At 48.8% G+C, this 23560-nt stretch carries 39 protein-coding genes; 38 read left to right on the top strand and 1 reads right to left on the bottom strand.

All coding sequences use genetic code 11. From position 1 onward, the window contains the following. Positions 1 to 115: 115 nt before the first annotated feature. Positions 116 to 865 carry a class E sortase gene (locus tag TWT_RS03180; protein ID WP_011096155.1) on the bottom strand — a complete coding sequence of 250 codons (750 nt, stop codon included), beginning with the start codon at positions 863 to 865 and terminating at the stop codon, positions 116 to 118. Between the two features lie 267 nt (positions 866 to 1132). Between TWT_RS03180 and rpmF the strand changes: the two genes are divergently transcribed. From rpmF to TWT_RS02995, 38 genes are all read left to right on the top strand, one after another. Then, a complete protein-coding gene (gene rpmF, locus TWT_RS03175; protein WP_011096156.1) occupies positions 1133 to 1330 on the top strand; it encodes a 50S ribosomal protein L32 in 198 nt (65 codons plus the stop codon). Further along, entirely contained in the window at positions 1331 to 2002 is a 672-nt protein-coding gene (rnc, locus tag TWT_RS03170; protein WP_011102645.1) for a ribonuclease III, read from the top strand. A gap of 69 nt (positions 2003 to 2071) precedes the next feature. Next, entirely contained in the window at positions 2072 to 3268 is a 1197-nt protein-coding gene (locus TWT_RS03165; protein WP_011102644.1) for a branched-chain amino acid ABC transporter substrate-binding protein, read from the top strand. Positions 3269 to 3324: 56 nt separating this feature from the next. Further along, entirely contained in the window at positions 3325 to 4329 is a 1005-nt protein-coding gene (locus tag TWT_RS03160; protein ID WP_011096159.1) for a branched-chain amino acid ABC transporter permease, read from the top strand. Continuing rightward, positions 4326 to 5420 (top strand): branched-chain amino acid ABC transporter permease, encoded by a 1095-nt coding sequence (locus tag TWT_RS03155; RefSeq protein ID WP_011102643.1) that lies wholly within the window; start codon positions 4326 to 4328, stop codon positions 5418 to 5420. The genes TWT_RS03160 and TWT_RS03155 overlap by 4 nt, the downstream gene beginning before the upstream one ends. Before the next feature lies 1 nt (position 5421). Next, positions 5422 to 6204, top strand: a complete 783-nt coding sequence (locus tag TWT_RS03150) for an ABC transporter ATP-binding protein (RefSeq protein ID WP_011096161.1) — start codon at positions 5422 to 5424, stop codon at positions 6202 to 6204. A 6-nt stretch (positions 6205 to 6210) separates the two neighbouring features. After that, on the top strand, positions 6211 to 6912 hold the full coding sequence (locus tag TWT_RS03145; RefSeq protein WP_011102641.1) for an ABC transporter ATP-binding protein: 702 nt from the start codon (positions 6211 to 6213) through the stop codon (positions 6910 to 6912). Between the two features lies 1 nt (position 6913). Then, the gene (ftsY, locus tag TWT_RS03140; protein ID WP_033799992.1) at positions 6914 to 7747 is read left to right on the top strand and encodes a signal recognition particle-docking protein FtsY; all 834 of its coding nucleotides are present in this window, start codon (positions 6914 to 6916) and stop codon (positions 7745 to 7747) included. A 159-nt stretch (positions 7748 to 7906) separates the two neighbouring features. Then, positions 7907 to 8215: a 30S ribosomal protein S10 gene (rpsJ, locus tag TWT_RS03135; protein WP_011096164.1), complete on the top strand. Its 309-nt coding sequence runs from the start codon at positions 7907 to 7909 to the stop codon at positions 8213 to 8215. A 9-nt stretch (positions 8216 to 8224) separates the two neighbouring features. Further along, on the top strand, positions 8225 to 8857 hold the full coding sequence (gene rplC, locus TWT_RS03130) for a 50S ribosomal protein L3 (protein ID WP_011096165.1): 633 nt from the start codon (positions 8225 to 8227) through the stop codon (positions 8855 to 8857). After that, positions 8847 to 9593 (top strand): 50S ribosomal protein L4, encoded by a 747-nt coding sequence (gene rplD / locus TWT_RS03125; RefSeq protein WP_011102640.1) that lies wholly within the window; start codon positions 8847 to 8849, stop codon positions 9591 to 9593. The genes rplC and rplD overlap by 11 nt, the downstream gene beginning before the upstream one ends. Beyond that, entirely contained in the window at positions 9590 to 9901 is a 312-nt protein-coding gene (rplW, locus tag TWT_RS03120; RefSeq protein WP_011096167.1) for a 50S ribosomal protein L23, read from the top strand. The genes rplD and rplW overlap by 4 nt, the downstream gene beginning before the upstream one ends. Before the next feature lie 7 nt (positions 9902 to 9908). Beyond that, positions 9909 to 10742 (top strand): 50S ribosomal protein L2, encoded by an 834-nt coding sequence (rplB, locus tag TWT_RS03115; RefSeq protein WP_011096168.1) that lies wholly within the window; start codon positions 9909 to 9911, stop codon positions 10740 to 10742. 4 nt (positions 10743 to 10746) lie between these two features. Beyond that, entirely contained in the window at positions 10747 to 11028 is a 282-nt protein-coding gene (gene rpsS, locus TWT_RS03110; protein WP_011096169.1) for a 30S ribosomal protein S19, read from the top strand. Then, entirely contained in the window at positions 11028 to 11387 is a 360-nt protein-coding gene (rplV, locus tag TWT_RS03105; protein ID WP_011096170.1) for a 50S ribosomal protein L22, read from the top strand. Before rpsS ends, rplV begins: the two co-directional genes overlap by 1 nt. A 2-nt stretch (positions 11388 to 11389) precedes the next feature. Further along, positions 11390 to 12052 carry a 30S ribosomal protein S3 gene (gene rpsC / locus TWT_RS03100; RefSeq protein ID WP_011096171.1) on the top strand — a complete coding sequence of 221 codons (663 nt, stop codon included), beginning with the start codon at positions 11390 to 11392 and terminating at the stop codon, positions 12050 to 12052. Continuing rightward, positions 12052 to 12480, top strand: coding sequence for a 50S ribosomal protein L16 (gene rplP / locus TWT_RS03095; RefSeq protein ID WP_033799991.1), 429 nt, complete (start codon positions 12052 to 12054; stop codon positions 12478 to 12480). The genes rpsC and rplP overlap by 1 nt, the downstream gene beginning before the upstream one ends. Then, positions 12464 to 12706, top strand: coding sequence for a 50S ribosomal protein L29 (rpmC, locus tag TWT_RS03090; RefSeq protein ID WP_038104132.1), 243 nt, complete (start codon positions 12464 to 12466; stop codon positions 12704 to 12706). The genes rplP and rpmC overlap by 17 nt, the downstream gene beginning before the upstream one ends. Continuing rightward, entirely contained in the window at positions 12703 to 12963 is a 261-nt protein-coding gene (rpsQ, locus tag TWT_RS03085) for a 30S ribosomal protein S17 (RefSeq protein WP_011096174.1), read from the top strand. Before rpmC ends, rpsQ begins: the two co-directional genes overlap by 4 nt. 97 nt (positions 12964 to 13060) lie before the next feature. Further along, positions 13061 to 13432, top strand: coding sequence for a 50S ribosomal protein L14 (rplN, locus tag TWT_RS03080; protein WP_011096175.1), 372 nt, complete (start codon positions 13061 to 13063; stop codon positions 13430 to 13432). 2 nt (positions 13433 to 13434) lie between these two features. Beyond that, positions 13435 to 13776 carry a 50S ribosomal protein L24 gene (gene rplX / locus TWT_RS03075; RefSeq protein WP_011096176.1) on the top strand — a complete coding sequence of 114 codons (342 nt, stop codon included), beginning with the start codon at positions 13435 to 13437 and terminating at the stop codon, positions 13774 to 13776. Next, complete coding sequence (gene rplE / locus TWT_RS03070) at positions 13773 to 14324, top strand: 50S ribosomal protein L5 (protein ID WP_011096177.1); 552 nt, start codon at positions 13773 to 13775, stop codon at positions 14322 to 14324. Before rplX ends, rplE begins: the two co-directional genes overlap by 4 nt. 29 nt (positions 14325 to 14353) lie before the next feature. Continuing rightward, positions 14354 to 14752 (top strand): 30S ribosomal protein S8, encoded by a 399-nt coding sequence (gene rpsH, locus TWT_RS03065; RefSeq protein ID WP_011096178.1) that lies wholly within the window; start codon positions 14354 to 14356, stop codon positions 14750 to 14752. Positions 14753 to 14754: 2 nt separating this feature from the next. Then, positions 14755 to 15291 carry a 50S ribosomal protein L6 gene (rplF, locus tag TWT_RS03060; protein ID WP_011096179.1) on the top strand — a complete coding sequence of 179 codons (537 nt, stop codon included), beginning with the start codon at positions 14755 to 14757 and terminating at the stop codon, positions 15289 to 15291. Further along, positions 15288 to 15647: a 50S ribosomal protein L18 gene (gene rplR / locus TWT_RS03055; protein ID WP_011096180.1), complete on the top strand. Its 360-nt coding sequence runs from the start codon at positions 15288 to 15290 to the stop codon at positions 15645 to 15647. Before rplF ends, rplR begins: the two co-directional genes overlap by 4 nt. After that, positions 15644 to 16504: a 30S ribosomal protein S5 gene (gene rpsE, locus TWT_RS05100; RefSeq protein WP_011102637.1), complete on the top strand. Its 861-nt coding sequence runs from the start codon at positions 15644 to 15646 to the stop codon at positions 16502 to 16504. The genes rplR and rpsE overlap by 4 nt, the downstream gene beginning before the upstream one ends. Further along, entirely contained in the window at positions 16476 to 16673 is a 198-nt protein-coding gene (rpmD, locus tag TWT_RS03045; protein ID WP_011102636.1) for a 50S ribosomal protein L30, read from the top strand. Before rpsE ends, rpmD begins: the two co-directional genes overlap by 29 nt. Positions 16674 to 16708: 35 nt before the next feature. Next, positions 16709 to 17152: a 50S ribosomal protein L15 gene (gene rplO / locus TWT_RS03040; RefSeq protein ID WP_038105992.1), complete on the top strand. Its 444-nt coding sequence runs from the start codon at positions 16709 to 16711 to the stop codon at positions 17150 to 17152. 21 nt (positions 17153 to 17173) lie between these two features. Further along, positions 17174 to 18499 carry a preprotein translocase subunit SecY gene (gene secY / locus TWT_RS03035; protein ID WP_011096183.1) on the top strand — a complete coding sequence of 442 codons (1326 nt, stop codon included), beginning with the start codon at positions 17174 to 17176 and terminating at the stop codon, positions 18497 to 18499. A gap of 11 nt (positions 18500 to 18510) precedes the next feature. Beyond that, positions 18511 to 19059 carry an adenylate kinase family protein gene (locus TWT_RS03030; RefSeq protein ID WP_230440475.1) on the top strand — a complete coding sequence of 183 codons (549 nt, stop codon included), beginning with the start codon at positions 18511 to 18513 and terminating at the stop codon, positions 19057 to 19059. A gap of 2 nt (positions 19060 to 19061) precedes the next feature. Then, positions 19062 to 19925, top strand: coding sequence for an aminodeoxychorismate lyase (locus TWT_RS03025; RefSeq protein ID WP_011096185.1), 864 nt, complete (start codon positions 19062 to 19064; stop codon positions 19923 to 19925). Between the two features lie 69 nt (positions 19926 to 19994). After that, positions 19995 to 20216, top strand: a complete 222-nt coding sequence (infA, locus tag TWT_RS03020; protein ID WP_011096186.1) for a translation initiation factor IF-1 — start codon at positions 19995 to 19997, stop codon at positions 20214 to 20216. 8 nt (positions 20217 to 20224) lie between these two features. Beyond that, on the top strand, positions 20225 to 20338 hold the full coding sequence (gene rpmJ, locus TWT_RS04640; protein WP_080502118.1) for a 50S ribosomal protein L36: 114 nt from the start codon (positions 20225 to 20227) through the stop codon (positions 20336 to 20338). 34 nt (positions 20339 to 20372) lie between these two features. After that, positions 20373 to 20747 (top strand): 30S ribosomal protein S13, encoded by a 375-nt coding sequence (gene rpsM, locus TWT_RS03015; RefSeq protein ID WP_011096188.1) that lies wholly within the window; start codon positions 20373 to 20375, stop codon positions 20745 to 20747. Positions 20748 to 20750: 3 nt separating this feature from the next. Next, a complete protein-coding gene (rpsK, locus tag TWT_RS03010) occupies positions 20751 to 21143 on the top strand; it encodes a 30S ribosomal protein S11 (RefSeq protein WP_011096189.1) in 393 nt (130 codons plus the stop codon). Between the two features lie 18 nt (positions 21144 to 21161). Then, a complete protein-coding gene (locus tag TWT_RS03005) occupies positions 21162 to 22145 on the top strand; it encodes a DNA-directed RNA polymerase subunit alpha (RefSeq protein ID WP_011096190.1) in 984 nt (327 codons plus the stop codon). A gap of 15 nt (positions 22146 to 22160) precedes the next feature. Further along, complete coding sequence (gene rplQ, locus TWT_RS03000) at positions 22161 to 22700, top strand: 50S ribosomal protein L17 (protein WP_011102634.1); 540 nt, start codon at positions 22161 to 22163, stop codon at positions 22698 to 22700. After that, positions 22639 to 23529, top strand: coding sequence for a tRNA pseudouridine synthase A (locus TWT_RS02995; protein ID WP_230440474.1), 891 nt, complete (start codon positions 22639 to 22641; stop codon positions 23527 to 23529). Before rplQ ends, TWT_RS02995 begins: the two co-directional genes overlap by 62 nt. Positions 23530 to 23560 lie beyond the last annotated feature (31 nt).

Below are 23560 nucleotides of genomic sequence, written 5' to 3'. Positions count from 1 at the left end.
CCACGGAAATACCCAAGTGAACAAAATTGTGAACAGGATAACCAGTAACAGCAATGCCTGCAGTAGCTTAATCCAAAAAGATCCGGGGAGAATTCTCCATATGAACGCATACATATCAGCTGTTTACAATATTCACTATTTCATGTGGTACGTCTGCTTGCCATTTTTCAAGAACCGCATATGCGATAAGCCTCTCGGCTACAGAGAATGGTGGATTACATGTTGTCATCGTCATAATATAGGTTTCGTCTGGAACAGCAAATGACTGTGGCAAAGGCCGCAGGACATTCACCCCATCGGGTTTTACGTACTCACTGCTCCGATACGCGTATATGTACCAACCCTTTGGCGTCAAAACATAGATTTTGTCACCCAGCCGAAGTTCTGACAATTTTCCAAAAGCCGCGCCCCACCCAACTTCATGTGCTGCAACAGCAAAGTTACCGGATGTGCCAGGTAGCGCGGTATGCGGGTAGTGCCCAACTCCAGCGGTTTTGCTGTTCAAAACGCGCGTAACATCCGTAGTTTCTCTAATTACCCGCTTGTATTTGTTTCCAAAACGAGGAACGAACAAAACTGCTATATCCTCATAATCCTTTACCCTGTCGGTAACCGGCATAGTCTCCGTGGCGTCGGACCTGTGGCGCATGAACTGAGAAGCGGTGAGGTTTGCGCTATTGCCCTGTTCCCATGCGGTTAAGGGTGAGTCTATATATAAAACCCAGGTATAGAAAATCCCAACAAGTACCCCGGCGGTCATCGATAGTTCGCCAAATATCATGACAATCCTCGACCATCCTGACGCCGGTTTTGCCTGTTCCCCTCGCGGAAATTTGACGCCCCTTTTTGTATGTTTGGCGATCATACCCACTTGAATAATGTTACTGCCAGTAATTTGACCGAGACGGTATTATCTCGCACCGCGGGCTATTTGTTTAGTGGATTCTAACGATCCTGATTTCTTTTATATCTGTTACTTTGGGGTGCTGCACAGTAAGGCGAGTCTCAACAAAGGTCCGCGTTTTCCCTAAGGTATAAGCGGAGCTTTATCCATAAGAATATTTAGAACTTAATTTTGTTCAGTTAGTATGTAGTTGTATCATTCACCTGTTAGTGAGATTGCGGGGTTGCTGTGGCTGTTCCAAAAAGGAAGAAGTCTCGTGCTAACACTCGCGCCCGTCGCTCGCAGTGGAAGGCTTCTGTTCCCGGTTTTGCCAGGCTGGAGGAGCGCGGGAGACCTGTTTTTTACCTTCCGCATCGCGCGCGCCGTATTCTTGACTCCAATGGAAATGAGCTCTTTATGGAATACAAGGGCCGCCGCGTCGGGTAGGTGGATGGCGTTGATGAACTTCTTTTGCGGAAGTTCAATCTAACACTTCCTCCTGGGTTGCTTCGTACGGCGTTTGTCCACAAGTCCTTTTCTTTTGAGAACGGCGCGTGTCAGAATAACGAGCGTCTTGAGTTTCTTGGAGATGCTGTTCTTGGCCTTGTTGTATCGCATTACCTATTTGAGACCTGTCCTGAATACACTGAGGGCCAATTATCTGCCGCTCGCTCATATATTGTTTCCGGCACATCCATTGCACAAATCGCCAAAGAGTTAAATCTTGGTCAGTTTATGTTGCTTGGGAAAGGGGAAAAACTTGCCGGTGGTATGGATAAAACATCTCTTTTGGCTGATTTGCTTGAAAGTCTTATTGGGGCTGTTATGGTTGATCAGGGGTTCGAGAGTGCCAGAGATTTTGTATTAGCCCTTGTTGGAGAAAAGCTAAGACAAGTAGGTGAGTTTTCTGTCGACGATCCAAAGACGAAACTGCAGAAGCTTACCCGAACACAGTTGGTGTACGAGGTTGTTACCGAGGGCCCGCCGCACAGTCGTACATTCAAGGCAAGCGTTATTGTGAATGAAAAGAGATTTTTCGGGCAAGGGTCAAGCAAAAAACAGGCTCAAGTTGCGGCTGCAATGTCTGCACTTGCATCTCTGGAGAACAAAAGTTCATAGCTTATTTCTTGATTAGAGCGTTTGTATGATACGATCCTAAGAAATCTAGGTAGGCTGAGGTGATGTGTTTTGAATAAGCTTAGGGTTCGTGTTCTGTTTGCGGCTTCTGCCGCGCTTTTGTTCTTCAGCGGGTGTTTTGGCTCGGGTGATAATAAGTCGAGTGCGGAACATATAGTCCTTCCAAAAGTCACAGCTCCTGTCTCGTTTAAGAATGCGCTATTTCCCGCAGGTGATGGTAAGGCGGTGTGTCCTAAGGGTCTTTCTATTGCCTATGTCGGTATTGTTACCGGTCCGAATGCCGCCTTTGGGAAGAGCATAAATGAGGCGTTTCAACTTGCTGTTAAGCAGCATAACGACAATAATCCTGGCTGTCAGGTTACAGGTAAGGTGTTTGACACAGAGGGATCGCCGGATAAAGCTCCCGGAGTTGTCGCGCAGGTTATTGGAGACTCCTCGATTGTTGCAGTTCTTGGCCCGGCTTTCTCAGGTGAGAACCAGGCTGTTGGGGGTATTTTCGAAACGGCGCGTCTTGTACACATAACTCCGAGTGCAACCCTGCCAACACTTTCATCTCACGGCTGGAAGACGTTCTTCAGGGCCGCCTCGACTGATCTCGAGCAGTCTACGGGGGTTATTGCTTTGCTGGAGAAGCTAGAGGCCAAAAAGACTTTTGTTGTGTCTGATGACAGTGCATACGGTAAATTCCTCGGCGATCTTGTAAAAAAGGGTGTCGATTTGGCTGGAAGCGATGGAATTATAACCGGCAGTCGTGATTTTTCCTCTGTTGTCGCGAAGGTTGTTTCTTCCGGCGCCGACTCTGTCTTTTTCGCCGGCTATTACCCGGAAGCTGCTGCATTCTTTACGCAACTGAGGGGTGCGGGATTTAATGGTTATTTGGTTGTTCCGGATGGTTCACTTGATAGAAATCTCAGTAAGCTCGCTGGACAGGCTGCCGTGGGCGTTTACGCGGTTTGCCCTTGCACCGATGACTCGCAGGTCGCCGGTTTTGGTGATGCAATGAAAAAGGCCTACGGTCACTATCCGGGCATATACTCCTCGAGTGCATACGATGTTACAACCATTCTGCTAAGGGGGATAGACTCTGGGCGCACCTCTCGGTCATCCTTACTGGACTGGGTCAGGGGATATGATGCGTATGGGGTTTCTGGTCACTACAAGTTTAAGGCAAATGGTGATTTGCAGCACACCCGGCTGTATTTCTATAGGTTTGATGAGTCAGGTGCTCCTGTATTGGTTGGAGAGTAAAGTAAATAAAAAGGGTACAGTAGATAAAAGCACAACAAACCGGAGTCTGGTCCGGTTTGTTGCTTAGTTTGGATTATCTTTTGAGTCAGTCGTGGATCACGTTTGATGTGGCTTCCTTCATCAAGGGCTTTGGCTTTGCTACGGTTGAAGGCCTGACTTTCGGTGCCATCTATGCACTGATTGCCGTTGGCTATACCGTGGTGTACGGTGTTTTGGGGCTTATCAATTTCGCTCATGCTGGGGTTTTTGTTACCGGCTGCTACGCCCTTGTATTTACGCTCTCTGCGCTTGGTTTTAGCTCTTTTCCTTCTAAGAAGCCCATTTTTATTGTTCTTATTTACGTCCTCATCGCGGTGTTTGTTTCCATTCTTGCTGCTGCCGCTGTTGCCTTTCTTGTTGAGCGCGTTGCCTATAAGCCTCTTAGGAAGAGAAATGCCCCTAATCTGGCATTTCTAATTACTGCAATAGGTGCTTCCCTGACCATAAGTAATTTATTTTTTCTTCGTTCCCCAAATCCAGAGCCTGCACTTTCTATTTTTACCCCAGTCCCTCTTTTTAAATTTTTTGGTGCAACTGTTACAAGCTTTAATGTGGTGACAATTCTGGCTGCGGTAATCCTGATGTTTTTGGTTGACTGGTTCATAAGGCGGACCAGATTTGGCAGGGGCATTAGAGCTGTGGCGCAGGATCCTAACACTGCTTCACTTGTTGGAGTGAACCCCGAGCGGGTTATAGCGCTGACTTTTGTTCTTGGTGGTGTTATAGCTGGCGCTGCAAGTCTGTTCTATGTTCTAAAGGTTCCTTCGGGTGTTGTGTACAATGCGGATATTGTTCTCGGTTTAAAGGCTTTTGCTGCTGCCGTTCTGGGTGGCATTGGCAGCATTCGGGGCGCTCTACTCGGAGGGCTTCTGCTCGGTCTGTTCTCTAACTGGGGTGCTCTGCTTTTGGGTAATAGCCAGTGGGGTGATGTTTCTGTCTTTGTTCTTCTGTTACTAGTTTTACTTTTCAGGCCATCTGGTATCCTCGGCAGATCTGGCCTTTCGGCTAAAAGCAGGATGTGATGGGCTTTCTATCGTCTGTTATGCGGTGGTGGAAGGGTATGTCTCGCCCCCAGCAGTGGTTTTTTCTTCTTCCGTTTGTGGTCCTTGTTTATCTTTTGCCAATTATTAATCCTCCGGTTATCACAACCGAACCGGGCAATAATTTTCCAATCTCACTGTTTACAATGGCAATTTATGCCCTCGCCGCGGTCGGTCTTAATGTAGTTGTTGGTTATGCAGGACTTCTTGATTTGGGTTATATTGCATTTTTTGCGGTTGGTGCTTATGTATCTGCTGTATTTACGAGTCCGGATTCTCCGTATGTCAAAATTCCTTATCTTTGGACCATTCCTGTTGCGATTTTTACTGCCATGGTTTTTGGCGCAGCCCTGGGTGTACCTACCCTCCGTCTTCGGGGAGACTATCTGGCGATTGTTACTCTTGGGTTTGGAGAGATAGTCAGAATTATGGCGACTATTATCCCTGCCCTCCGTGGTAACCTCGGGTTTTCCAATGTTGGCCACCCGCCGGGCGACTATCCTTCTGGCCAGCCGATTTTCACGCCTGATAATGGAGTAGCTTGGTATTGGGTCGCTATTACAGTTGTTATATTCGTTCTTGTAATCGTTGGGAATCTCGAGAGGAGTATTGTCGGCAGAAACTGGTTTGCTATCTGCCAGGATGAAGATGCTGCAGAGGTTATGGGTGTGAATACCTTTTCCTTCAAGGTATGGGCTTTTGCAATTGGTGCTGCAATTGGTGGCCTCTCCGGTTCCCTGCAGGCTGCACAGACAGGGTTTGTAAATAATCAGCGTTTTGATGTTGCGACCTCCGTTTTATTCCTTGTTGCAGTCGTACTTGGCGGTTCTGGTAACAAATTTGGTGCTGCAATTGGTGGTGCACTTGTGGCGTATATTCCACTGCGTTTTACGGAGATTGCACAATACAAGTATTTGATCTTCGGTGTATGTCTTATACTTCTGATGCTTTTTAGACATGAAGGCCTGTTTCCTATGAAGGCAAATCTTTTTTCAAGACAGGTTTTGCTGCGGAAATTGTCATTGCGCCATTCACCCGATAAACGTGCGTCATCTTCGCCCTCGGGGTCTTGATATGCAAGACGCGCTGTTACAGTCTGAGCATCTTCTTGATGTGCGTGATCTCGTTGTTCGCTTTGGGGGTATTGTCGCGCTCGACGGCGTCTCGTTCAGTGTTGGCAGGGGCGAGATTCTGGCGCTCATTGGCCCCAACGGCGCGGGTAAAACAACCCTTTTCAACGTCATAACGGGTGTTTATCGACCAACCTCGGGCGATGTATCTCTTGAATCTGTGTCTTTGAAATCGGTAAAGAGGTATCGCATAGCCCGTATGGGAATTGCGAGAACTTTTCAGAATATTCGGCTATTCGGCGGTATGACCGTTTTAGAGAACGTCGCAGTTGGGCTTGGAGTGCATCACAAAACCCATATATTGGGTGCGCTCTTTAGAACCCCCAGGCATTGCAGGGAAGAGCGTGAAATTGTGGAGCGAGGCCTTGAGATTCTCGATATGGTCGGGATCGCCCAGGATGCCTATAAACTCGCGGGCAGTCTGTCTTATGGCAGCCAGAGGCGCCTTGAGATCGCCAGGGCTCTTGCTTGTCAGCCAAAGTTGCTTTGCTTAGATGAGCCAGCAGCTGGCTTTAATCCTGCTGAAAAAAATCAACTCGTGGAGCTAATTTTAAAAATCCGTGATGCGGGATATTCAATCCTATTGATTGAGCATGATATGAAGTTGATTTTTGATGTTGCTGATAGAGTGGTTGTCCTTGATTTTGGTAAGAAAATCGCCGATGGATTGCCGGATGATGTGCGTAATGATCCTCATGTTATTGCCGCCTATCTCGGGGAAGGGTAGTGCCGCTTGTTAACTCTTGAGAATGTGAATGTCAGTTACGGGAAGATTCGTGTGTTGTACGATATCTCGTTTACGGTAAATCGGGGCGAGATAGTAAGTTTGATTGGTTCAAACGGTGCGGGTAAAACCACTCTTATGCGCACCATATCTGGCCTTCTGAACACGTCGGGTAAAATCCTTTTTCAAGGTGAGGATATAACTAAGTATGCTCCCTACAAGCGTGTTCTTTCTGGTATTTCCCAGTCCCCAGAGGGGAGGGGGGTTTTCCCAGGCATGACAGTTCGGGAAAACCTTGACATGGGGGCTTATGCGAGAAAGGATCGTAAGAATATAAAGGATGATTTCGACAGAGTTTACGGGCTTTTTCCGCGTTTGCTTGAGCGTCGTGATCAGTTGGGCGGGGCTATGTCGGGCGGTGAGCAGCAAATGCTTGCGATTGCCCGTGCGATTATGAGTAGGCCAAAACTGCTTTTGCTGGATGAGCCGTCTATGGGCCTTGCGCCTCAACTTATTCAGCAGATTTTCAGTATTGTGCGTGAGATTAATCGTCAGGGGGTTACCATCCTCATGGTTGAGCAAAATGCGAATCAGTCATTGGGAATATCGGATCATGCAATGGTCCTGGAGACTGGGAATATTACCCGTACGGGAACCGGAAAGGAGTTATTACAAGACGGGTCCATAAGGAAGGCATACCTGGGGGTCTAGTATTTTCCGAAGGGTCTTTGACAAAGAGGCACTTAAAGGGGTTGTATCTCATGGAACATCATCCCTTTTTGAAATCCTGCTTAGGGCTGATTTCGGATATTCTGTAGCGCATGACATAGTCGCTTCTATTGGGAATAAGTCGAATGTAGATGATCGTGAACGGTGTTTGCGGGAGTATCTTGAATGCCGGCTATCTTCCTTTGATCCTACGCTGCGACTCACAAATCACCCGTCTGTTATCCTTATCGTCGGCGTTAATGGGGTTGGCAAGACTGCGACCGCTGGAAAGCTTGCAAATCTTTTACATCTACGAGGCAAGAAGGTCCTGTTAGCTGCTGCTGACACCTTTCGAGCTGCCGCTGTTGAGCAGCTTAGTATCTGGGCTCAGCGCGCAGGTGTTGAAATAATTACCCCCCCCAAGCCACGCATAGATCCGGCATCCGTTGCATATTCTTCCGTCAAAAAGGCGATTGATGATAATTATGATGTTGTGGTTATTGACACCGCGGGGCGTCTTCACAATAAGGCAAATCTCATGGCTGAGCTCGAGAGAATAGCGCGGGTTACCGAAAAGCTTGTCAGCATAGATGAGGTCTTACTGGTGCTTGATGCAACTACCGGACAAAATGGCCTGACTCAGGCTAGATCATTCCTTGAGGCTGTGAGTGTAACCGGAATAGTCTTATCCAAGACTGACTCGTCCGCAAAGGCGGGTTTTATTTTTCAAGTGCAGGAGAGCACGGGCGTGCCTGTAAAGCTCATTGGCACAGGTGAAGCAATTGATGATATAGCAGGTTTTGCACCATACGCATTTGTTGCGCAGATCTTCGGTTAGTTTGTCTTCGAGCTACCTTGATTCATGCTCGGTTTGTGTTTTTTATTTTATTCTGACAGAATCATCTGGTCGTCTTTTTCCGCGTTCTAGGGCTTGTTGCACAGTGGGTTTCTCGCATGTTTCTTTTTGGCTCTGGGTGTTCCGGGTTAGGTTGGTTTTATGGAAGAGCAGAAGATACGTATAAGGCTCAAATCTTATAGCCATGAAATAATTGACGTATCTGCCAAGAAGATAGTTGATACAGTCACGCGTGCTGGCGCTACCATTGTTGGTCCTGTTCCTCTTCCAACGAAGAAGAGCGTTGTTTGCGTTATTCGCTCTCCCCACAGACATAAGGACAGTCGTGAGCACTTTGAAATGCGAACGCATAAGCGACTTATCAATGTGGTAGATTTGACCCCCAGGGCTGTTGATGCGCTCATGCGTCTTGACTTGTCCTCGGAGGTCAATGTCGAGATAAAGCTCTAGGGGCGTGTCATGGCGAGGGCTCTTTTGGGTACTAAGGTCGGGATGACTCAGATTTGGAGTGGTCGCAGGGTTGTTCCGGTTACTGCCGTCGCGGTTACCACTAATGTTGTGTCTCAGGTGAAGGCCCCAGAGAAGGATGGTTATTCTCGCCTTCAGATTGCTACCGGCGCAATCGATCCGCGTCGCGTAAACAGACCGAGAAAGGGTCATTTTGCTAAGGCAGGTCTTACCCCACGGCGGTTTATCAGAGAGGTTGACTCAGAGGGATCGCTTGGAGATGAGTTCGGGCCTGAGATTTTTCAAGAAGGGCAGCTTGTTGATGTTGTCGGAAAAAGTAAGGGTAAGGGTTTTTCCGGCACGATGAAGCGGCATAATTTTCAGGGCGTGTCTGCAACACACGGCTCGCATCGCAATCATCGTAAGCCCGGGTCAGTCGGTGCTTCTTCAACCCCCAGCAGGGTCTTTAAAGGTACCAGGATGGCCGGGCGCCTTGGCTCAAGCAGAGTGACGGTGCATAATTTGCGTCTTGTGAAAATTGATTCAGAAAATGGGCTTTTGCTTGTTGAAGGTGCTGTTCCAGGATCGTCCGGCTCACCTGTTATTATCCGTGACGCTGTAAAGGGCGTGCCAATTGTCTCCTAGCGCGACCGTATTTGATATAGGTGGGAATGCGGTAGGTACATTGCAGCTTGTCGGGCATCTTTTCGACTCTGATCCAAACCTGCATCTGATACACCAGGTCGTCGTTGCGCAGCAAGCCGCATTCAGGCAAGGTACGCACAAAACAAAGTCTCGGGCTGAGGTGTCCGGATCGGGGCGTAAGCCGTTTAGGCAGAAGGGGACTGGCAATGCCAGGTGCGGGTCAACCCGTGCACCGCAGATGCGTGGTGGTGGTGTCGTACATGGCCCGGTTCCACGCAATTATGTTCACAGAACCCCAAAGAAAATGATAAAGGCTGCGCTGGCTGGTTGTCTCACCAATAGGGCGCGTGCGGGGAGAGTGCATATTGTTGATTCCTTTGGTGATACCCCCTCTGTTGCTGATGCGCTTACTCTGTTTCAGATAACCGGATTGTCAAGCAAACTGCTTGTAGTTGCACAGGCTAGTGATTCAGTTGCCTACAGGAGTGTCCGTAATATTCCAGGTGTGCGTCTGGTGCACGTTGGTCAACTCAATTCGTATGATGTCTTGAGAAGTGACGATGTCCTTTTTACGAGAGGGGCATATAACGTTTTTGTTGGCCCGTCTGGAGATTTAGCATTTTCTGAAGACCGCGACAATCCCGGTACATCACTTCCCAAATCTCCCACCCCGGAAGATAGCTCCGATGCCACAAAAGCTCGTTCGTCCCGTCATGATGATAGGACTGGGGCATGATGCGTCGTTACAGCTCCTCTGTAATAAATAACAAACATGTGCACGATGTGATACTCGGGCCTGCTATCTCAGAGAAGACTTATGGTCTTTTAGAAGATTCGAAATACACTTTTCTGGTGGATCCAAAGTCTAATAAGACTGAAATTAAGCTCGCGGTCGAAAAGATATTCGGTGTTAAGGTTTCTTCTGTTAACACTATGAATCGCCGTGGTAAGTTACAAAGGACGCGCAAGGGTATTGGTAGACGCAAGGACAGGAAGCGTGCTGTCGTCACCCTCAAGTCCGGCACAATAGATTTGTTTACGTAGGGTTGCTATGGCTGTTAGGAAGAGTAATCCGCTGACCCCCGCACGGCGTGGTATGTCTTTTTCAGACTTCGCCGAAATAACGCGCGCTACGCCTCACAAGTCCCTTTTATCGAAGCTGTCAAAAACCGGTGGTCGGAATAATCATGGTAGGATCACTGCGCGTCATATCGGTGGCGGGCATAAGCGTCGTTACAGACTGGTAGATTTTCGCCGGTCAGATAAAGATGGCGTAAAGGCCAAGGTGGCTCATATAGAGTATGACCCGAATCGTACCGCCAGAATTGCCCTTTTGCATTTCCTTGATGGGGCAAAGCGTTACATCTTGGCGCCATCTGGCCTGAAGCAGGGTGATGTTGTTGAATCTGGCAGTTCGGCTGATATTAGGCCTGGTAACAGTCTATGCATCAGGGATATTCCGGTTGGTACTATTTTGCATGCTGTTGAGCTGCGACCGGGCCAGGGTGCGAAGTTGGCCCGGTCGGCCGGCAGTTCGGTCCGCTTATCAGCGAAGGATGGCGATTTTGCGATCCTTAAACTGCCAAGTGGAGAGATTAGGATGGTTAGCCTGTCCTGCAGGGCAACCATTGGTGAGGTTGGCAACGGACAGCGTCTTAATGTAAGCTTGGGGAAGGCTGGTCGCAGCAGGTGGTGTGGCGTTAGACCTTCGGTTCGCGGTGTTGCGATGAATCCAGTTGATCATCCACATGGCGGCGGTGAGGGAAAAACTTCTGGCGGTCGGCATCCGGTTAGTCCTTGGGGTAGACCCGAAGGTAAAACCCGCAGAGCCAATAAGCCGAGCGATCGTTTTATTATTCGTCGTAAATCCAGGAAGCGTAGGTAAGCTTGTGCCAAGAAGTCTAAAGAAGGGCCCATTTGTCGACATGCATCTCTTGAAGAAGGTGCGGGCTGGCAATGAGAGTAAAGACAGGAATATGATTAAGACCTGGTCGCGCAGATCGATGATAATCCCTGAGATGCTCGGTCACACAATTGCTGTTCATGACGGCAGGAGGCATATCCCTGTTTTTATAACAGAATCAATGGTTGGTCACAAATTGGGCGAGTTTGCCCCGACACGGACTTATCGCGGTCATGTGAAAGATGACAGGAAGGCGCGGCGTAGATAGTGAGCGAAGAGAAAGATACCCCGCTTGAAGCCTTTGCATCTTTAAAGCACTCGGGCGTTACTCCGCAGAAGGTTCGCAGGATTGTTGATCTGATTCGTGGGCGGAGTGTTGATGAAGCGTTAGCGATTTTGCGCTTCTCTCCACATTCTGCCAGCGGCATTCTGTACAAGTTAATTGTTTCAGCCCAGGCGAATTACGCGAATTTGTTAGGCCGAGATGATGACCTTTTTGTTTCTTCAGTTTATGTTGATGAGGGTAAGACTTATAAGCGTGGCAGGCCTCGTGCTCGTGGCTCGAGCTCGCGTATCCTCAAACGTGGCAGTCATGTGACTGTTACTCTGTCCAAAGAGGTTCGGTAAGTATGGGACAGAAGATAAATCCGTACGGTCTGAGATTGGGTATAACAACAGACCATGTCTCGCATTGGTACTCTGATAGCACAAGGCCAGGTCAGCGCTATGCAGATTATGTGTCAGAGGATATAAAGATACGCAGTTACCTCACCAAAACCCTTGACAGAGCTGGTATTGCGCGCATTGAAATAGAGAGAACCCGCGACCGTATAAGGGTTGACATTTACACAGCTCGACCGGGTATAGTTATTGGCCGCCGAGGGGCTGAGGCCGATCGGTATCGACTCGAATTGGAGAAAATAACTTCCAAACAGGTTCAGCTGAATATACTCGAGGTAAAGAATCCAGAAACGACTGCCCGGCTCGTTGCGCAGGGTATTGCAGAACAGCTGGCTGCACGTGTTGCGTTCAGGCGCGCGATGCGCAAGGGTCTGCAGTCTGCTACATCCGCAGGTGTTCGTGGTATTAGGATTCGTTTGGCTGGTCGTCTCGGAGGTGCCGAGATAAGCCGTTCGGAGTTCTATATTGAAGGGCAGGTACCTTTGCAGACCCTTCGTGCCAGTATTGACTACGGTTTTTACGAAGCAAGAACTCCGTATGGTCATATCGGTGTGAAGGTGTGGATTTACAAGAAGCCCAGCGTTAGAGGTCGTACTGAAGGTGGTGGGTGATGCTTATTCCGAAAAAGGTTAAATTCAGAAAGCAACATCGTCCCAACAGAAAGGGCATGTCTGGGTGTGGCACCCGTATTGTGTTTGGTGATTATGGAATTCAGGCTCTTTCCCGTGCGTATGTAACTAATCGTCAGGTCGAGTCTGCGAGAATTGCGATGACTCGTCATATTCGCCGTGGTGGCAGGGTTTGGATAAACATATACCCTGATAGGCCTTTGACCAAAAAGCCCGCTGAAACCAGGATGGGGTCAGGGAAAGGTTCTCCCGAGTACTGGGTTGCGAATATACGCCCCGGCAGGATTATGTTTGAGGTTTCGGGGGTTTCTGAGTCGCTTGCAAAAGAGGCTTTAATGAGGGCGATTCACAAGCTGCCCCTGCGCGCAAGAATTGTTGAGAGGCAGGAGTTTGATGATGCTGGGCTCTAAGGGTTTGTCTCCCACCGATCTGAGAGGCATGACGGATGATCATTTGCGAGTTGAGCTGAAAAATGCAAAAGAAGAGGTCTTCAAGCTTCGGTTCCAATCTGCAACCGGGCAGCTCGCGCACAATGCGCGTTTGCGTGCTGTGCGTCGCGATATAGCACGGATCTATACTGTTATGCGTGAAAGAGATATTGGCATTCGAAGCGTTCAGGAAGAGGTTAGTCAATGAGCCAGCAGCGCGGGTACCGCAAGTCGCGCCGTGGGTATGTTACGAGCAACAGTATGGATAAGACTATTGTTGTAAAAATAGAGGATCGTGTCAAACATGCTTTGTACGGCAAGGTGATTCGTAAAACATCAAAGGTAAAGGCCCATGATCAGGGCAGCATAGCCGGTGTGGGTGATCTGGTCCTTATAAGTGAGACGAGGCCGATTAGTGCTACTAAGAGGTGGCGTCTTGTTCAGATACTTGAGAAGGCTAAATGACTTATCCACGTTTTACTCTGCCCCAGATGTGGTCGCTGTTTGCGGTCTGTGAAAATCGCGTCTGTGTTTGTGGGGTATTTGAGATTGCGAGGTCGAGTTGATACAACAGGAGTCTCGGCTTAAGGTCGCAGATAACACAGGTGCCAAGAGTTTGTCGGTTATACGTGTGCTTGGTGGGTCGAATAGACGGTTCGGATCATTGGGTGATGTTGTGGTTGCGAGCGTGAAGGATGCGGTCCCGGGCAGTTCGGCCGTTAAAAAGGGTGATGTTGTCAAGGCTGTAATTGTCCGCTCTACTAAAGAGGTTAGGCGTACGGACGGGTCATATATCAGATTTGATGATAATGCGGCTGTTATTCTGCGGCCTGACAATGATCCCAGGGGGACTCGCATATTCGGTCCGGTTGCTCGTGAACTTCGTGATCGTAAGTTTACGAGGATAATTTCCCTTGCCCCAGAGGTGGTCTAGCCTTGAGTGTAAAAATAAGAAAGGGTGACCTCGTCCAGGTTATTACGGGATCTAAAACTGGTGGCAAAAAAGGGAAACAGGGTCGCGTTCTTGCCGTTTCGGGTGACCGGGTCTGGGTTGAGGGTGTTAACTTGACTACTCGTCATAGGAAACGCGTGACAAATGATAAGGGCACTTCTTCTGGTGGGCTTGAAAAAAGAGAGTCGCCCATGCATATTTCTAATGTTGCCCTTGTTGATCCTGAAACCGGTGCGCCAACGAAGGTTGGTTTTCTTGTAAAGACCTCCGGTGATAAAACTGTTAGGGTCCGTTTTGCTAAGAAATCTGGTAAGGAGCTCACGTGACCTGCTACACTCCAAGACTTCTTACGCGGTACAGAGAGGAAATTGTTCCTGTGCTGATGAGTCGGTTTGATATTAACAACGTGCATCAGGTGCCGAGTATCACCAAGATTGTTGTGAATTCTGGGGTGGGTGATGCTGCTCGTGACTCGAAGATAATTGAGGGAGCCGTTTCGGATATAACACTTATAACGGGGCAGAAACCGAGGATCAATAGGGCAAAACAGTCGATAGCGAAGTTTAAATTGCGTGAAGGTCAGGCAGTCGGAGTAACCGCCACGCTCCGCGGTAGAAGAATGTGGGAATTCTTAGACAGGTTGTTGACTCTTGCTCTGCCAAGGATTAGAGATTTCAGGGGCATTTCTGACAAGCAGTTCGATGGTCACGGTAATTACACCTTCGGACTCAGCGAGCAGGGCATCTTTCATGAAATTGACCAAGATAAAATTGATCGGGTCAGGGGTATGGATATTACAGTTGTCACGACATCGTCGAGTGATGATATGGCTCGTGCATTGCTTGGTGAGTTGGGCTTTCCGTTTAAGAAGTGATTTGAGTTTTATGAGAGGGGGCTCTATCTATGACTATGACAGATCCTTTGTCTGATATGTTTTCGCGTATCAGAAATGCGAATCAGGTTCTGCATAAGAAGGTTACTGTTCCCTCGTCGCGACTTAAAGTGAGCATAGCTGATCTCCTCAAGCGCGAGGGCTATATTCTCGACTATTCTGTAATTGATGAACATCCGGGGCAGTTGCTTGTTATAGAGCTTAAATACGGCCCTGATAAGAGCAGGGCGCTTGTTGGGCTAAAAAGGGTCTCGAAGCCTGGGCTGCGTGTTTACGCAAAATCATCTAACTTGCCGGAAGTATTCGGCGGGCTGGGGATTGCTATCCTCTCTACTTCATCGGGCTTATTGACGTGCTCTCAAGCCAGGAAGAAAGGTGTAGGCGGAGAAGTTCTTGCCTACGCGTGGTAGATATGTCGCGGGTTGGAAAATTGCCTATAGAGATCCCAGTGGGGGTCGAGGTATGTGTTAACGGTCGAACTGTGAGTATTACCGGCCCAAAGGGCAGTTTATACCTTGATATTGCTGAGCAGATTGGTGTCTCTGTGAGTGACGGTAAGGTTCTTGTTTCTAGATCTGACGATAGCCGAACAGCCCGTGCCCTGCATGGGCTTACCAGAGCGCTAATAGCTAATAATGTGCATGGTGTCCTACATGGCTATACCAAAACTCTAGAGATAGTTGGCACCGGATATAGGGTCTCTAAGAAGGGTGAGAATCTTGAGCTTGCCCTAGGTTTCTCTCACCCGGTTTTTGTCGATCCAGTACCGGGTGTTTCGTTTGGTGTTGAGGGTAATAGTAAGATAATTGTCTCCGGAATAGACAAGCAGGCTGTTGGTGAAGCTGCAGCAAGTATACGGAAATTGTCTAAGCCCGAGCCGTACAAAGGTAAGGGTATACGTTATTCAGATGAGATTGTCCGTCGTAAGGTTGGTAAGGCTGGTAAATGAGTTTGACAAGTCGTGCTTCTGCCCGTAAGAGGCGCCATGTCCGCTTAAGGAAAAAGATTTCTGGCACGTGTGACAGGCCCCGTCTTTCTGTTACACGCTCTAACAGGCATGTTTTTGTTCAGGCTGTTGATGATATATCTGGTAAAACCCTTGTGAGTGCTTCGACTATGGAGAAAGATATTCGTGCCCTCGAGCTTGGCAAAACAGAAAGGGCTTTGGCTGTTGGAAAGCTAGTTGCCCAGAGGGCTTTGGCTGTTGGTGTTAAATCTGCCGTCTTTGACCGTGGTGGTTGCAAGTACACTGGTAGGGTTGCGGCAGTTGCCGAGGGTGCTCGAGAGGCGGGTTTGCAGACGTGATCCACGATGATGACACTGTTGATCTAACTGATACTTTGGCTGATGCGGCGGATTCCACGCGGTCTGCTCCAGACCCCGCGCCGGTAAGTGACGCATCCCCACGCGGGAGTTCTTCCGGCGCTGATGTTTTGGATGCCGCACGTCGTCAATCGGGCACGGTAAGACAGCCTGGTAATGACATGGTAAGACAGTCTGGTAGTGAATTGTCAGATCAATCAGATACAGATATCAGTGCAGACTCTGACACTTCCGCCTCCGAAGGCTCTGCTCGTCACTCCGCTCGTGGACGTCATCGTGACTCCCGTCAAAAAGGCGACTCTTCTTCTCGTGGGCAGTTTTTGGAACGGGTTGTCCGGATAAATCGTGTTGCGAAAGTTGTGAAGGGTGGTAGAAAGTTTAGTTTTTCCGCTCTGGTTGTTGTTGGTGATGGAGACGGGACGGTTGGCGTCGGGTACGGCAAAGCACGTGAGGTGCCTCTTGCAATTTCTAAAGGCATTGAAAGTGCGAGGAAGAATTTTTTCACCGTGCCGCGTGTTGCGTCAACTATCCCACATCCAGTTCAGGGTGAGGCTGCGTCTGGTGTTGTTCTGTTGAGACCTGCGGCACCCGGCACGGGGGTTATTGCCGGTGGTCCTGTACGCGCCGTTCTAGAATGTGCCGGCGTAAGGGATGTGCTGAGCAAGTCACTTGGTTCATCGAATAGCATAAATGTTGTTTATGCAACCTTGGATGCACTTAAACACTTAGAGGATCCGGCTTCAGTAGCCCGACGTAGAGGTCTTGACTATTACCATGTAGTTCCTAAAAGGATTGTCCGTGCGGTGAATAGTGTTGGGGCTAGCAGTGACACGGCTTAGAATTACCCAGATTCGATCTTCAGTTGGTGAGAAGCAGAATAAGCGTGGCTCTCTTCGCAGTTTGCGCCTGAGACATGTTGGTGATACTGTCGACTGTGATGATACCCCTCAAGTGAGAGGGTACATCAGTGCATGCAGTCATCTTGTGAGAGTTGAGGAGATTCATTGACCGCAGAAGATGTGTCGGTTGATATAGGCACCCCGGTGCGTCTTATTAAACTGCATCACTTACGCCCTGCACCCGGTTCTCGGAGAGCCCGTGTTCGAGTTGGTAGGGGTGAGGGTTCTAAGGGTAAGACAGCTGGCCGTGGAACTAAGGGAACAAAGGCCCGTGCGCCCGTTAGACCCGGCTTTGCAGGCGGCCAGATCCCTTTGCACATGAGCATCCCAAAGCTAAAGGGTTTCAAGAATCACAAAAAGGTTGAGTATTCGGTTATTTCAATAAAGCGTTTGTGTGAAGCTTATCCTAGCGGCGGTGTTGTGACCAGGGATAATGTGATGTCTGTTATTGGTAAAAAAAGGGGTTTTGTTAAGCTTCTCTCAGATGGTGAAGTGACCGTGAAGTTTGATATTACTGTTGACAAAGCCTCCGCCGCGGCCGTGGAGAAGATAACATCCGCGGCGGGTACGGTAACCCAAGCGCGCTAAGCACTGCAAATAAGGAGAGTTTTGTTTGGCGTAGTTAGGCGGATGTTTTCCACCACGGATCTAAGGCGGAAACTTCTCTTCAGCGTTTTTATCATTGTTATTTTTAGGCTTGGTTCGTTCATTCCATCCCCGTACGTAAATTTTACGAATGTTCAGGTATGTCTCGCCGCCAATTCCGGTGCGACTGGTATATACGAACTAATCAACTTGTTCAGCGGCGGTGCGCTACTTCAGCTCTCTGTTTTTGCCCTGGGTGTTATGCCGTATATAACTTCTTCAATTATTATTCAGCTCCTAAGGGTTGTTGTACCCAGATTCGAGCAGCTCTACAAACAGGGTCAAGAGGGCCAGGCCAAGCTTATCCAGTACACCCGATACCTTACAATAGGCCTCGCGGTGTTGCAGTCTACAACCCTTATAACAGTTGCACGATCCGGTGCGCTTTTTGCGGCATCTAATAGCCCGGCATGCTCTTCGCTTCTAACGGATGATAGCTGGTATTCGACCATAATAATCGTTATTGTCATGACAGCTGGTACAGGTCTTATTATGTGGCTTGGTGAGCTTATAACCGAGCGCGGTATTGGTAACGGGATGAGCATCTTGATTTTTACCTCGATTGCTGCAGGGTTCCCCGGTGTGCTTGTTGGGGTGTATCAGACAAGAGGTTTTGGGATGTTTTCGACTGTTGTCATCACCTCCCTTGTGGTTATGGTCGGAGTTGTTTTTGTGGAACAATCGCAAAGGCGTGTGCCTGTCCAGTACGCAAAGCGGGTCGTTGGCAGACGTATCCTCGGTGGCGGTAGTACGTATTTGCCCATAAAACTGAATATGGCTGGGGTTGTTCCTGTTATCTTTGCTTCCGCCATATTGCGCGTTCCGTCTATTATTGCCCAGTTTAGCCAGCCAGCTCCGGGACAGCCTCCAGCAGCTTGGGTTGTTTGGATAAACGAGAATTTTACAACAGGAAACAGTCCGTTCTATATTGCCCTGTACTTCTTTATGATTGTTGGTTTTACTTATTTTTATGTTGCTGTTACCTTTAACCCAACTGAGATAGCTGACAATATGAAGAATTATGGGGGCTTTATATCAGGTATACGTCCTGGGGTTCCGACCGCAAATTATCTTTCATACATAATCAAGCGCATTACACTGCCCGGTTCTCTGTATTTAGGTATCGTTTCCCTGATACCGCTAATTGCCTTTGCCCTCTTCGGGTTGAGTGCAGATATTCCCCTCGGCGGGACCTCTGTGCTGATTATGGTTGGTGTTGGCCTGGATACCGTAAAACAGATTGATGCGCAAATGCAACAGAGGCATTACAGGGGCTTGTTGACAGCCTAATGCGGGCTATAATGGTCGGCCCTCCGGGGTCTGGAAAAGGTACCCAGTGTGGTCTTATTCAGAGCAGACTTGGTATATCTGTCATCGCAACCGGTGATGTGTTTCGTGAACGCATGAAAACTGATATGGCACTAAGGGACATTGTGTCATCAGGTGGTTATGTTTCTGATTCGACGACCAATCGCATTGTAGAGGACTGCCTTGACAAGGAGGATGTGTCCTCCGGGTTTGTCCTTGATGGGTATCCACGAACCCTGCAACAGCTGGACTTTCTAGAGGGCTTTTTAAAACGACGTGCCCTTACGCTGGATGCCGTCTTTAGCTTGGAGGTTGCGACAGATCTCCTAATTGAGAGGCTGCGTGCCCGATCAAAGGAGTCTGGCCGTACTGACGACAGAGATTCTGTGATTGCTCGTAGATTGGAAATCTATACCGAAATGACCTTGCCGATTATCGATGCCTGCGAAGAAAAGGGACTGCTTCACAGGATAGATGCTTCCAAGGGTATAGAGGAAGTTTTTCAGTCCATCAAAGATGTATTTGACAGGGTGACAATTTAAAAGTGAATACCGAGTATTTGCACGTTTTGTGGTTTAACCCCGATACTGATTGTGAGCCCCGTTTTTATGACGTGCATCACCCGCTCATTCCTGCCACATCGGATGCAATAAATCGTGGTGTTGGTGTATTTGAAACAATTGGAATTCTATCGGGCAGGATACTGAATTTAGATGAACATCTTGAGAGAATGTGCACCTCCGCTAATCGCTTGGGCCTGAGGTCTATTGAACCGGATAGATGGAGGAGCCTAATCTTACAATCTGCAAAAAAAATTGCTGATCAAGAGCGAGCTGGACTCAGGGTTGTGTATGCCAGGAATAGCAATCGGTCTTATTTGGCATGGATAGCAGCTTTTGCTGTACGTGACCCAGATGCGCTTAGCAAAGGTATAAAAGTAATAACTCTTCAACGGGGTGTGCGGTCCGATGCAGGTCGACTGTATCCCTGGCTTCTTTTTGGTGCAAAAACTGTTTCCTATGCGGTAAACATGCATGCACTCGAGGTGGCACAGGCGCGCGGTGCGGATGATGCAATTTTCCTCAGTGAAGATGGACTTGTACTTGAGGGAACAACATCCAATCTTATTGCCTACAACAAGGGCGCTTTTATAACCCCATGCCCTCGGACAATGAGTATTCTCCCCGGCACAACACAGAAGAGGCTGTTTATGCTTTTGGAAGCCGAGGGTAAAAAAACACTTGAGACTTCTGTCGCCACTGAGGCATTGTACAATTCCGAGGGTGTATGGCTTACTTCAAGTGTGAGAATGATTACCCCGGTGGTTTCTGTGGATGGAAACCGTGTGCGCTTTGACCCGGGTTTGACCGATTGGCTAAACGAGTTACTGGCTCGGTCAGCTGTTTAATTTGCTCTTGAGTCGCTTTTCGCGTAGAATTTCTACCCGGCGTTTTGTTTTTTGCGTTAGGTCGGTGGTGTGGCGAAAAAGGATGGGGTGATCGAACTTGAGGGCTCCGTGCTTGAGGCGCTTCCCAACGCCACTTTTAGGGTTGAGTTGAGTAATGGGCACAAAGTCCTGGCTCATATTTCTGGAAGGATGCGGCAGCACTATATAAGGATTCTTCCAGAGGACAGGGTTGTTGTTGAGCTTAGTCCGTATGATCTGGCCAGGGGTCGTATTGTGTATCGCTACAAGTAGGGGTGCTTGTGAAGGTAAAGCCTAGCGTAAAGAAGATTTGTGGGGTCTGTAAGGTAATTCGCAGGAATGGTCGCGTTGCTGTTTTGTGTTCGAATCCCAGGCATAAGCAGCGGCAGGGCTAATGCGGTTGTATAGCTTTCATGGAGGGGCGGTTTCGTGGCGCGCGTAGCTGGCGTTGATATTCCCGGTAATAAGCGGGTTGAGATTGGCCTGACATATATCTGTGGCATAGGTCCCACGCGCTCTCGACATGCTCTAACTGCTGCGGGTATTTCATTTGATACGAGAGTGAAAGATCTGACCGATGATCAGTTGGTTGCCCTGCGTGCACACATACAGAATAGTTATAGAATCGAGGGTGATCTTCGTCGTGAGGTTGCTTCCGACATACGTCGTAAGGTTGAGATTGGCTGCTATCAGGGTTTGCGCCATCGGAGGGGTTTACCTGTTAATGGGCAGAGAACTAGAACCAATGCCAGAAGCAGCAAGGGCCCTCGCCGCACGGTCGCTGGAAAGAAAAAGGCGAGGTAGTAATTGTCAAAACAGGCTCAGAGTAGGTCGCGCAAAAAAGCTAGGAAAAATATCCCTGCAGGCCTTGCCCATATAAAGTCAACTTTCAATAACACGATTGTTACGATAACCGACCTATCTGGCAATGTGATTGGCTGGTCATCGAGTGGTGCAGTTGGCTTTAAAGGATCCAGAAAGTCAACACCCTATGCCGCACAGATGGCAGCCGATGCTGCCGCTCGCTCTGCTCAGGAGCACGGAGTGAAGAAAGTGGATGTGTTTGTAAAGGGTCCGGGTTCCGGCAGGGAGACTGCCATACGGTCCCTCCAGACGGCAGGTCTTGAGATAGGCTCCATAAGCGACACGACCCCTCTTGCGTTCAATGGATGTCGCCCCCCTAAGAAACGCCTGGTTTAAAGCGAAAGGAATAATGCGTTGCTGATTGCCCACCGCCCGACACTGATTGAAAAGAAAGTTTCTGATATTCGCTCGCGATTTATTATTGAGCCTCTTGAGCCTGGCTTTGGCTATACCCTGGGCAATTCGCTTCGGCGCACACTTCTCTCTTCGATTCCGGGCGCAGCGGTGACATCGATAAACATCCAGGGTGTTATGCACGAGTTTAGCACTATTCCAGGTGTTAAGGAAGATGTAACCGAGATTGTTTTAAATGTGAAGCGTCTGGTTATTTCAAGTGAGATTGACGAGCCGTTTACTGTCCGTCTATATAAAACCGGTGAGGGTGAGGTTTTGGCAAAGGACATAGAGGTGCCAACCGGCATAGAAATAGGTAATGGTGATCTTGTAATTGCAACCCTCGCCAAAGATGCGGTTTTTGACATGCAGCTTACAATAGAGCGAGGCAGGGGATATGTTTCAGCGGAACAGAATAGAAATGATGGAATGTCTCTTGCTGGGCATATTCCGGTAGATTCGATCTATTCTCCTGTTCATAAAGTAACCTATCGCGTTGAGGCTACGCGTGCCGGTGAGAGGACGGACTTTGATCGCCTGATAATCGATGTCGAGACTAAGCCTTCGATTCTTCCCAGAGATGCAGTTGCAAGTGCAGGGAAGACTCTTTGCGAGCTGTTTGGCCTTGCACGCGAACTGAATTCTCAGGCCGAGGGTGTTGAGTTTGGTGTTGATTCTATGATCCCGGAAAGTGATGAAGATCTGCGTATTCCGATTGAGGACTTGGGGCTCTCGGTAAGATCCTATAACTGCTTGAAGCGCGAAGGTGTAAATTATGTCAGTGAACTCCTGGGTTTTTCCGAGCAAGAGCTCTTGGATATAAGAAATTTCGGACAGAAATCTGCTGATGAGGTCCAGGAGAAGTTAGCTGAGCTGGGTCACAGCCTTAAGGGAAGCGTCCCGGGGTTTGATGGCTCTTACTTTGATCCGAATTATGGTTCGTAGGATTGGGTAGAAAGAGTGCCTAAGCCAAGCAGAGGCCCGCGTATGTGTTCAGGGCCTGACCATGAGCGGCTCGTTCTTGCGAATATGTCTGCCTCGCTTTTTCTTAACAAGAAACTCCGGACAACTGAGGCCCGCGCGAAGCGTCTTCGCCCCTTTGCCGAGAAGCTGGTCACCCTCTCCAAGAGAGGAGGGTTGCATTCTCGCCGTCGCGCCTTGTCGATTTTGCGTAATAAAGCTGCTTTGCATGAGCTTTTTACCAATATTGCTCCACTTGTTGAGGATCGTAACGGGGGCTATACTCGCATCACTAAAGTTGGTTTTCGATCCGGCGACGGTGCTCCGATGGCGCTTATTGAACTAATTCTGGAGCCCGTTTCCGCACGCACCCGCGGCACTGATACGCTGCCTGATACTGTTACCGATACAGGTCCTGATAGTGCGCCCGATCCCGTCCCGGGCAGTGAGCCGGGTAGCGCAGCGGGTGATTTGCCTGATGCCGATACTGCACCCGCGGACCCTGGCGAATCTTCTTCTAACCAGAGAGTCATTCGGTAATCCGCGTAAGTGCCGACTTATTCTAGTGAATAAGACCCGATATCGTCTTGATGTTGCATATGATGGAGCGAATTTTTGTGGTTGGGCACCGCAGCCCGGGCTTAGGACCGTCGGTGGTCTCATTCTTGATGCTTTACGCCTTATCTGCAGCGAACCGCCCGACATTGTCGTAGCGGCAAGAACAGATGCTGGTGTTCACGCCCTACAACAAGTGTGTCATGTTGACCTTATTTCATCACCAGACCCTGTTTGGCTTTTGCACAGACTCCGCTCTCTACTGAAATCCGAGACCGACCTTCATATCCTTTCTGCTGTCAAGGCACCGGTGAATTTTCACGCTCGTTTCTCAGCAATAGGCAGAAGATATGTTTACCGTGTCATTGACAAGCGCTCTTCGTGGTATCCCCAGAATAGATATTTTGTTTACAGAGTAAATGCTTTTTTGCAAGATTATCGGATGCGCAGGGCAGCTTCTGGCCTTATTGGGCTAAAGGATTTTGGTGCTTTTTGCAAGCCGCGTCGCATGGGAAGTACAGTACGTCATCTAAGGCAATTTGAAGTTATTAGGCAGCCAGATGGACAGATACATTTCTTTCTCGAATCAGATGCTTTTTGTCACTCTATGGTCAGAAACTTAGTGGGCAGCTTGATAGAAGTGGGTCGTGGGGCACTTACATTACAAGATCTGTTTTGCTATACCAAAATTGCGAAGAGAACGCCAAAAATTCCTACCCTGCCGCCCCATGCACTCACTTTGATTGGCATTGACTATCCGCAGGAACATCTTTTTGAGTGTCAAAACAGAAAAACCCGACAGAAGCGCACTTGAAGTTATCAAGACGACTACTACGGGGCAAGTT

The organism is Tropheryma whipplei str. Twist, assembly GCF_000007485.1.
GTDB classification, from domain to species: domain Bacteria; phylum Actinomycetota; class Actinomycetes; order Actinomycetales; family Microbacteriaceae; genus Tropheryma; species Tropheryma whipplei.
The sequence above is the reverse complement of the archived record's forward strand: the minus strand, read 5'-3'. Positions and strand labels throughout refer to the sequence as shown.

Coding starts and splice junctions, on each gene's coding strand:
- rpsQ (WP_011096174.1), top strand. CDS start 12,703: ATGAGCCAGCAGCGCGGGTACCGCAAGTCGCGCCGTGGGTATGTTACG.
- rpsJ (WP_011096164.1), top strand. CDS start 7,907: ATGGAAGAGCAGAAGATACGTATAAGGCTCAAATCTTATAGCCATGAA.
- TWT_RS03180 (WP_011096155.1), bottom strand. CDS start 865: ATGATCGCCAAACATACAAAAAGGGGCGTCAAATTTCCGCGAGGGGAA.
- rpsC (WP_011096171.1), top strand. CDS start 11,390: ATGGGACAGAAGATAAATCCGTACGGTCTGAGATTGGGTATAACAACA.
- rpsH (WP_011096178.1), top strand. CDS start 14,354: ATGACTATGACAGATCCTTTGTCTGATATGTTTTCGCGTATCAGAAAT.
- rplF (WP_011096179.1), top strand. CDS start 14,755: ATGTCGCGGGTTGGAAAATTGCCTATAGAGATCCCAGTGGGGGTCGAG.
- TWT_RS02995 (WP_230440474.1), top strand. CDS start 22,639: ATGCCGATACTGCACCCGCGGACCCTGGCGAATCTTCTTCTAACCAGA.
- rplP (WP_033799991.1), top strand. CDS start 12,052: ATGCTTATTCCGAAAAAGGTTAAATTCAGAAAGCAACATCGTCCCAAC.
- TWT_RS03030 (WP_230440475.1), top strand. CDS start 18,511: ATGGTCGGCCCTCCGGGGTCTGGAAAAGGTACCCAGTGTGGTCTTATT.
- rplR (WP_011096180.1), top strand. CDS start 15,288: ATGAGTTTGACAAGTCGTGCTTCTGCCCGTAAGAGGCGCCATGTCCGC.
- rplW (WP_011096167.1), top strand. CDS start 9,590: ATGATGCGTCGTTACAGCTCCTCTGTAATAAATAACAAACATGTGCAC.
- TWT_RS03150 (WP_011096161.1), top strand. CDS start 5,422: ATGCAAGACGCGCTGTTACAGTCTGAGCATCTTCTTGATGTGCGTGAT.
- rplC (WP_011096165.1), top strand. CDS start 8,225: ATGGCGAGGGCTCTTTTGGGTACTAAGGTCGGGATGACTCAGATTTGG.
- rplB (WP_011096168.1), top strand. CDS start 9,909: ATGGCTGTTAGGAAGAGTAATCCGCTGACCCCCGCACGGCGTGGTATG.
- rpmC (WP_038104132.1), top strand. CDS start 12,464: ATGATGCTGGGCTCTAAGGGTTTGTCTCCCACCGATCTGAGAGGCATG.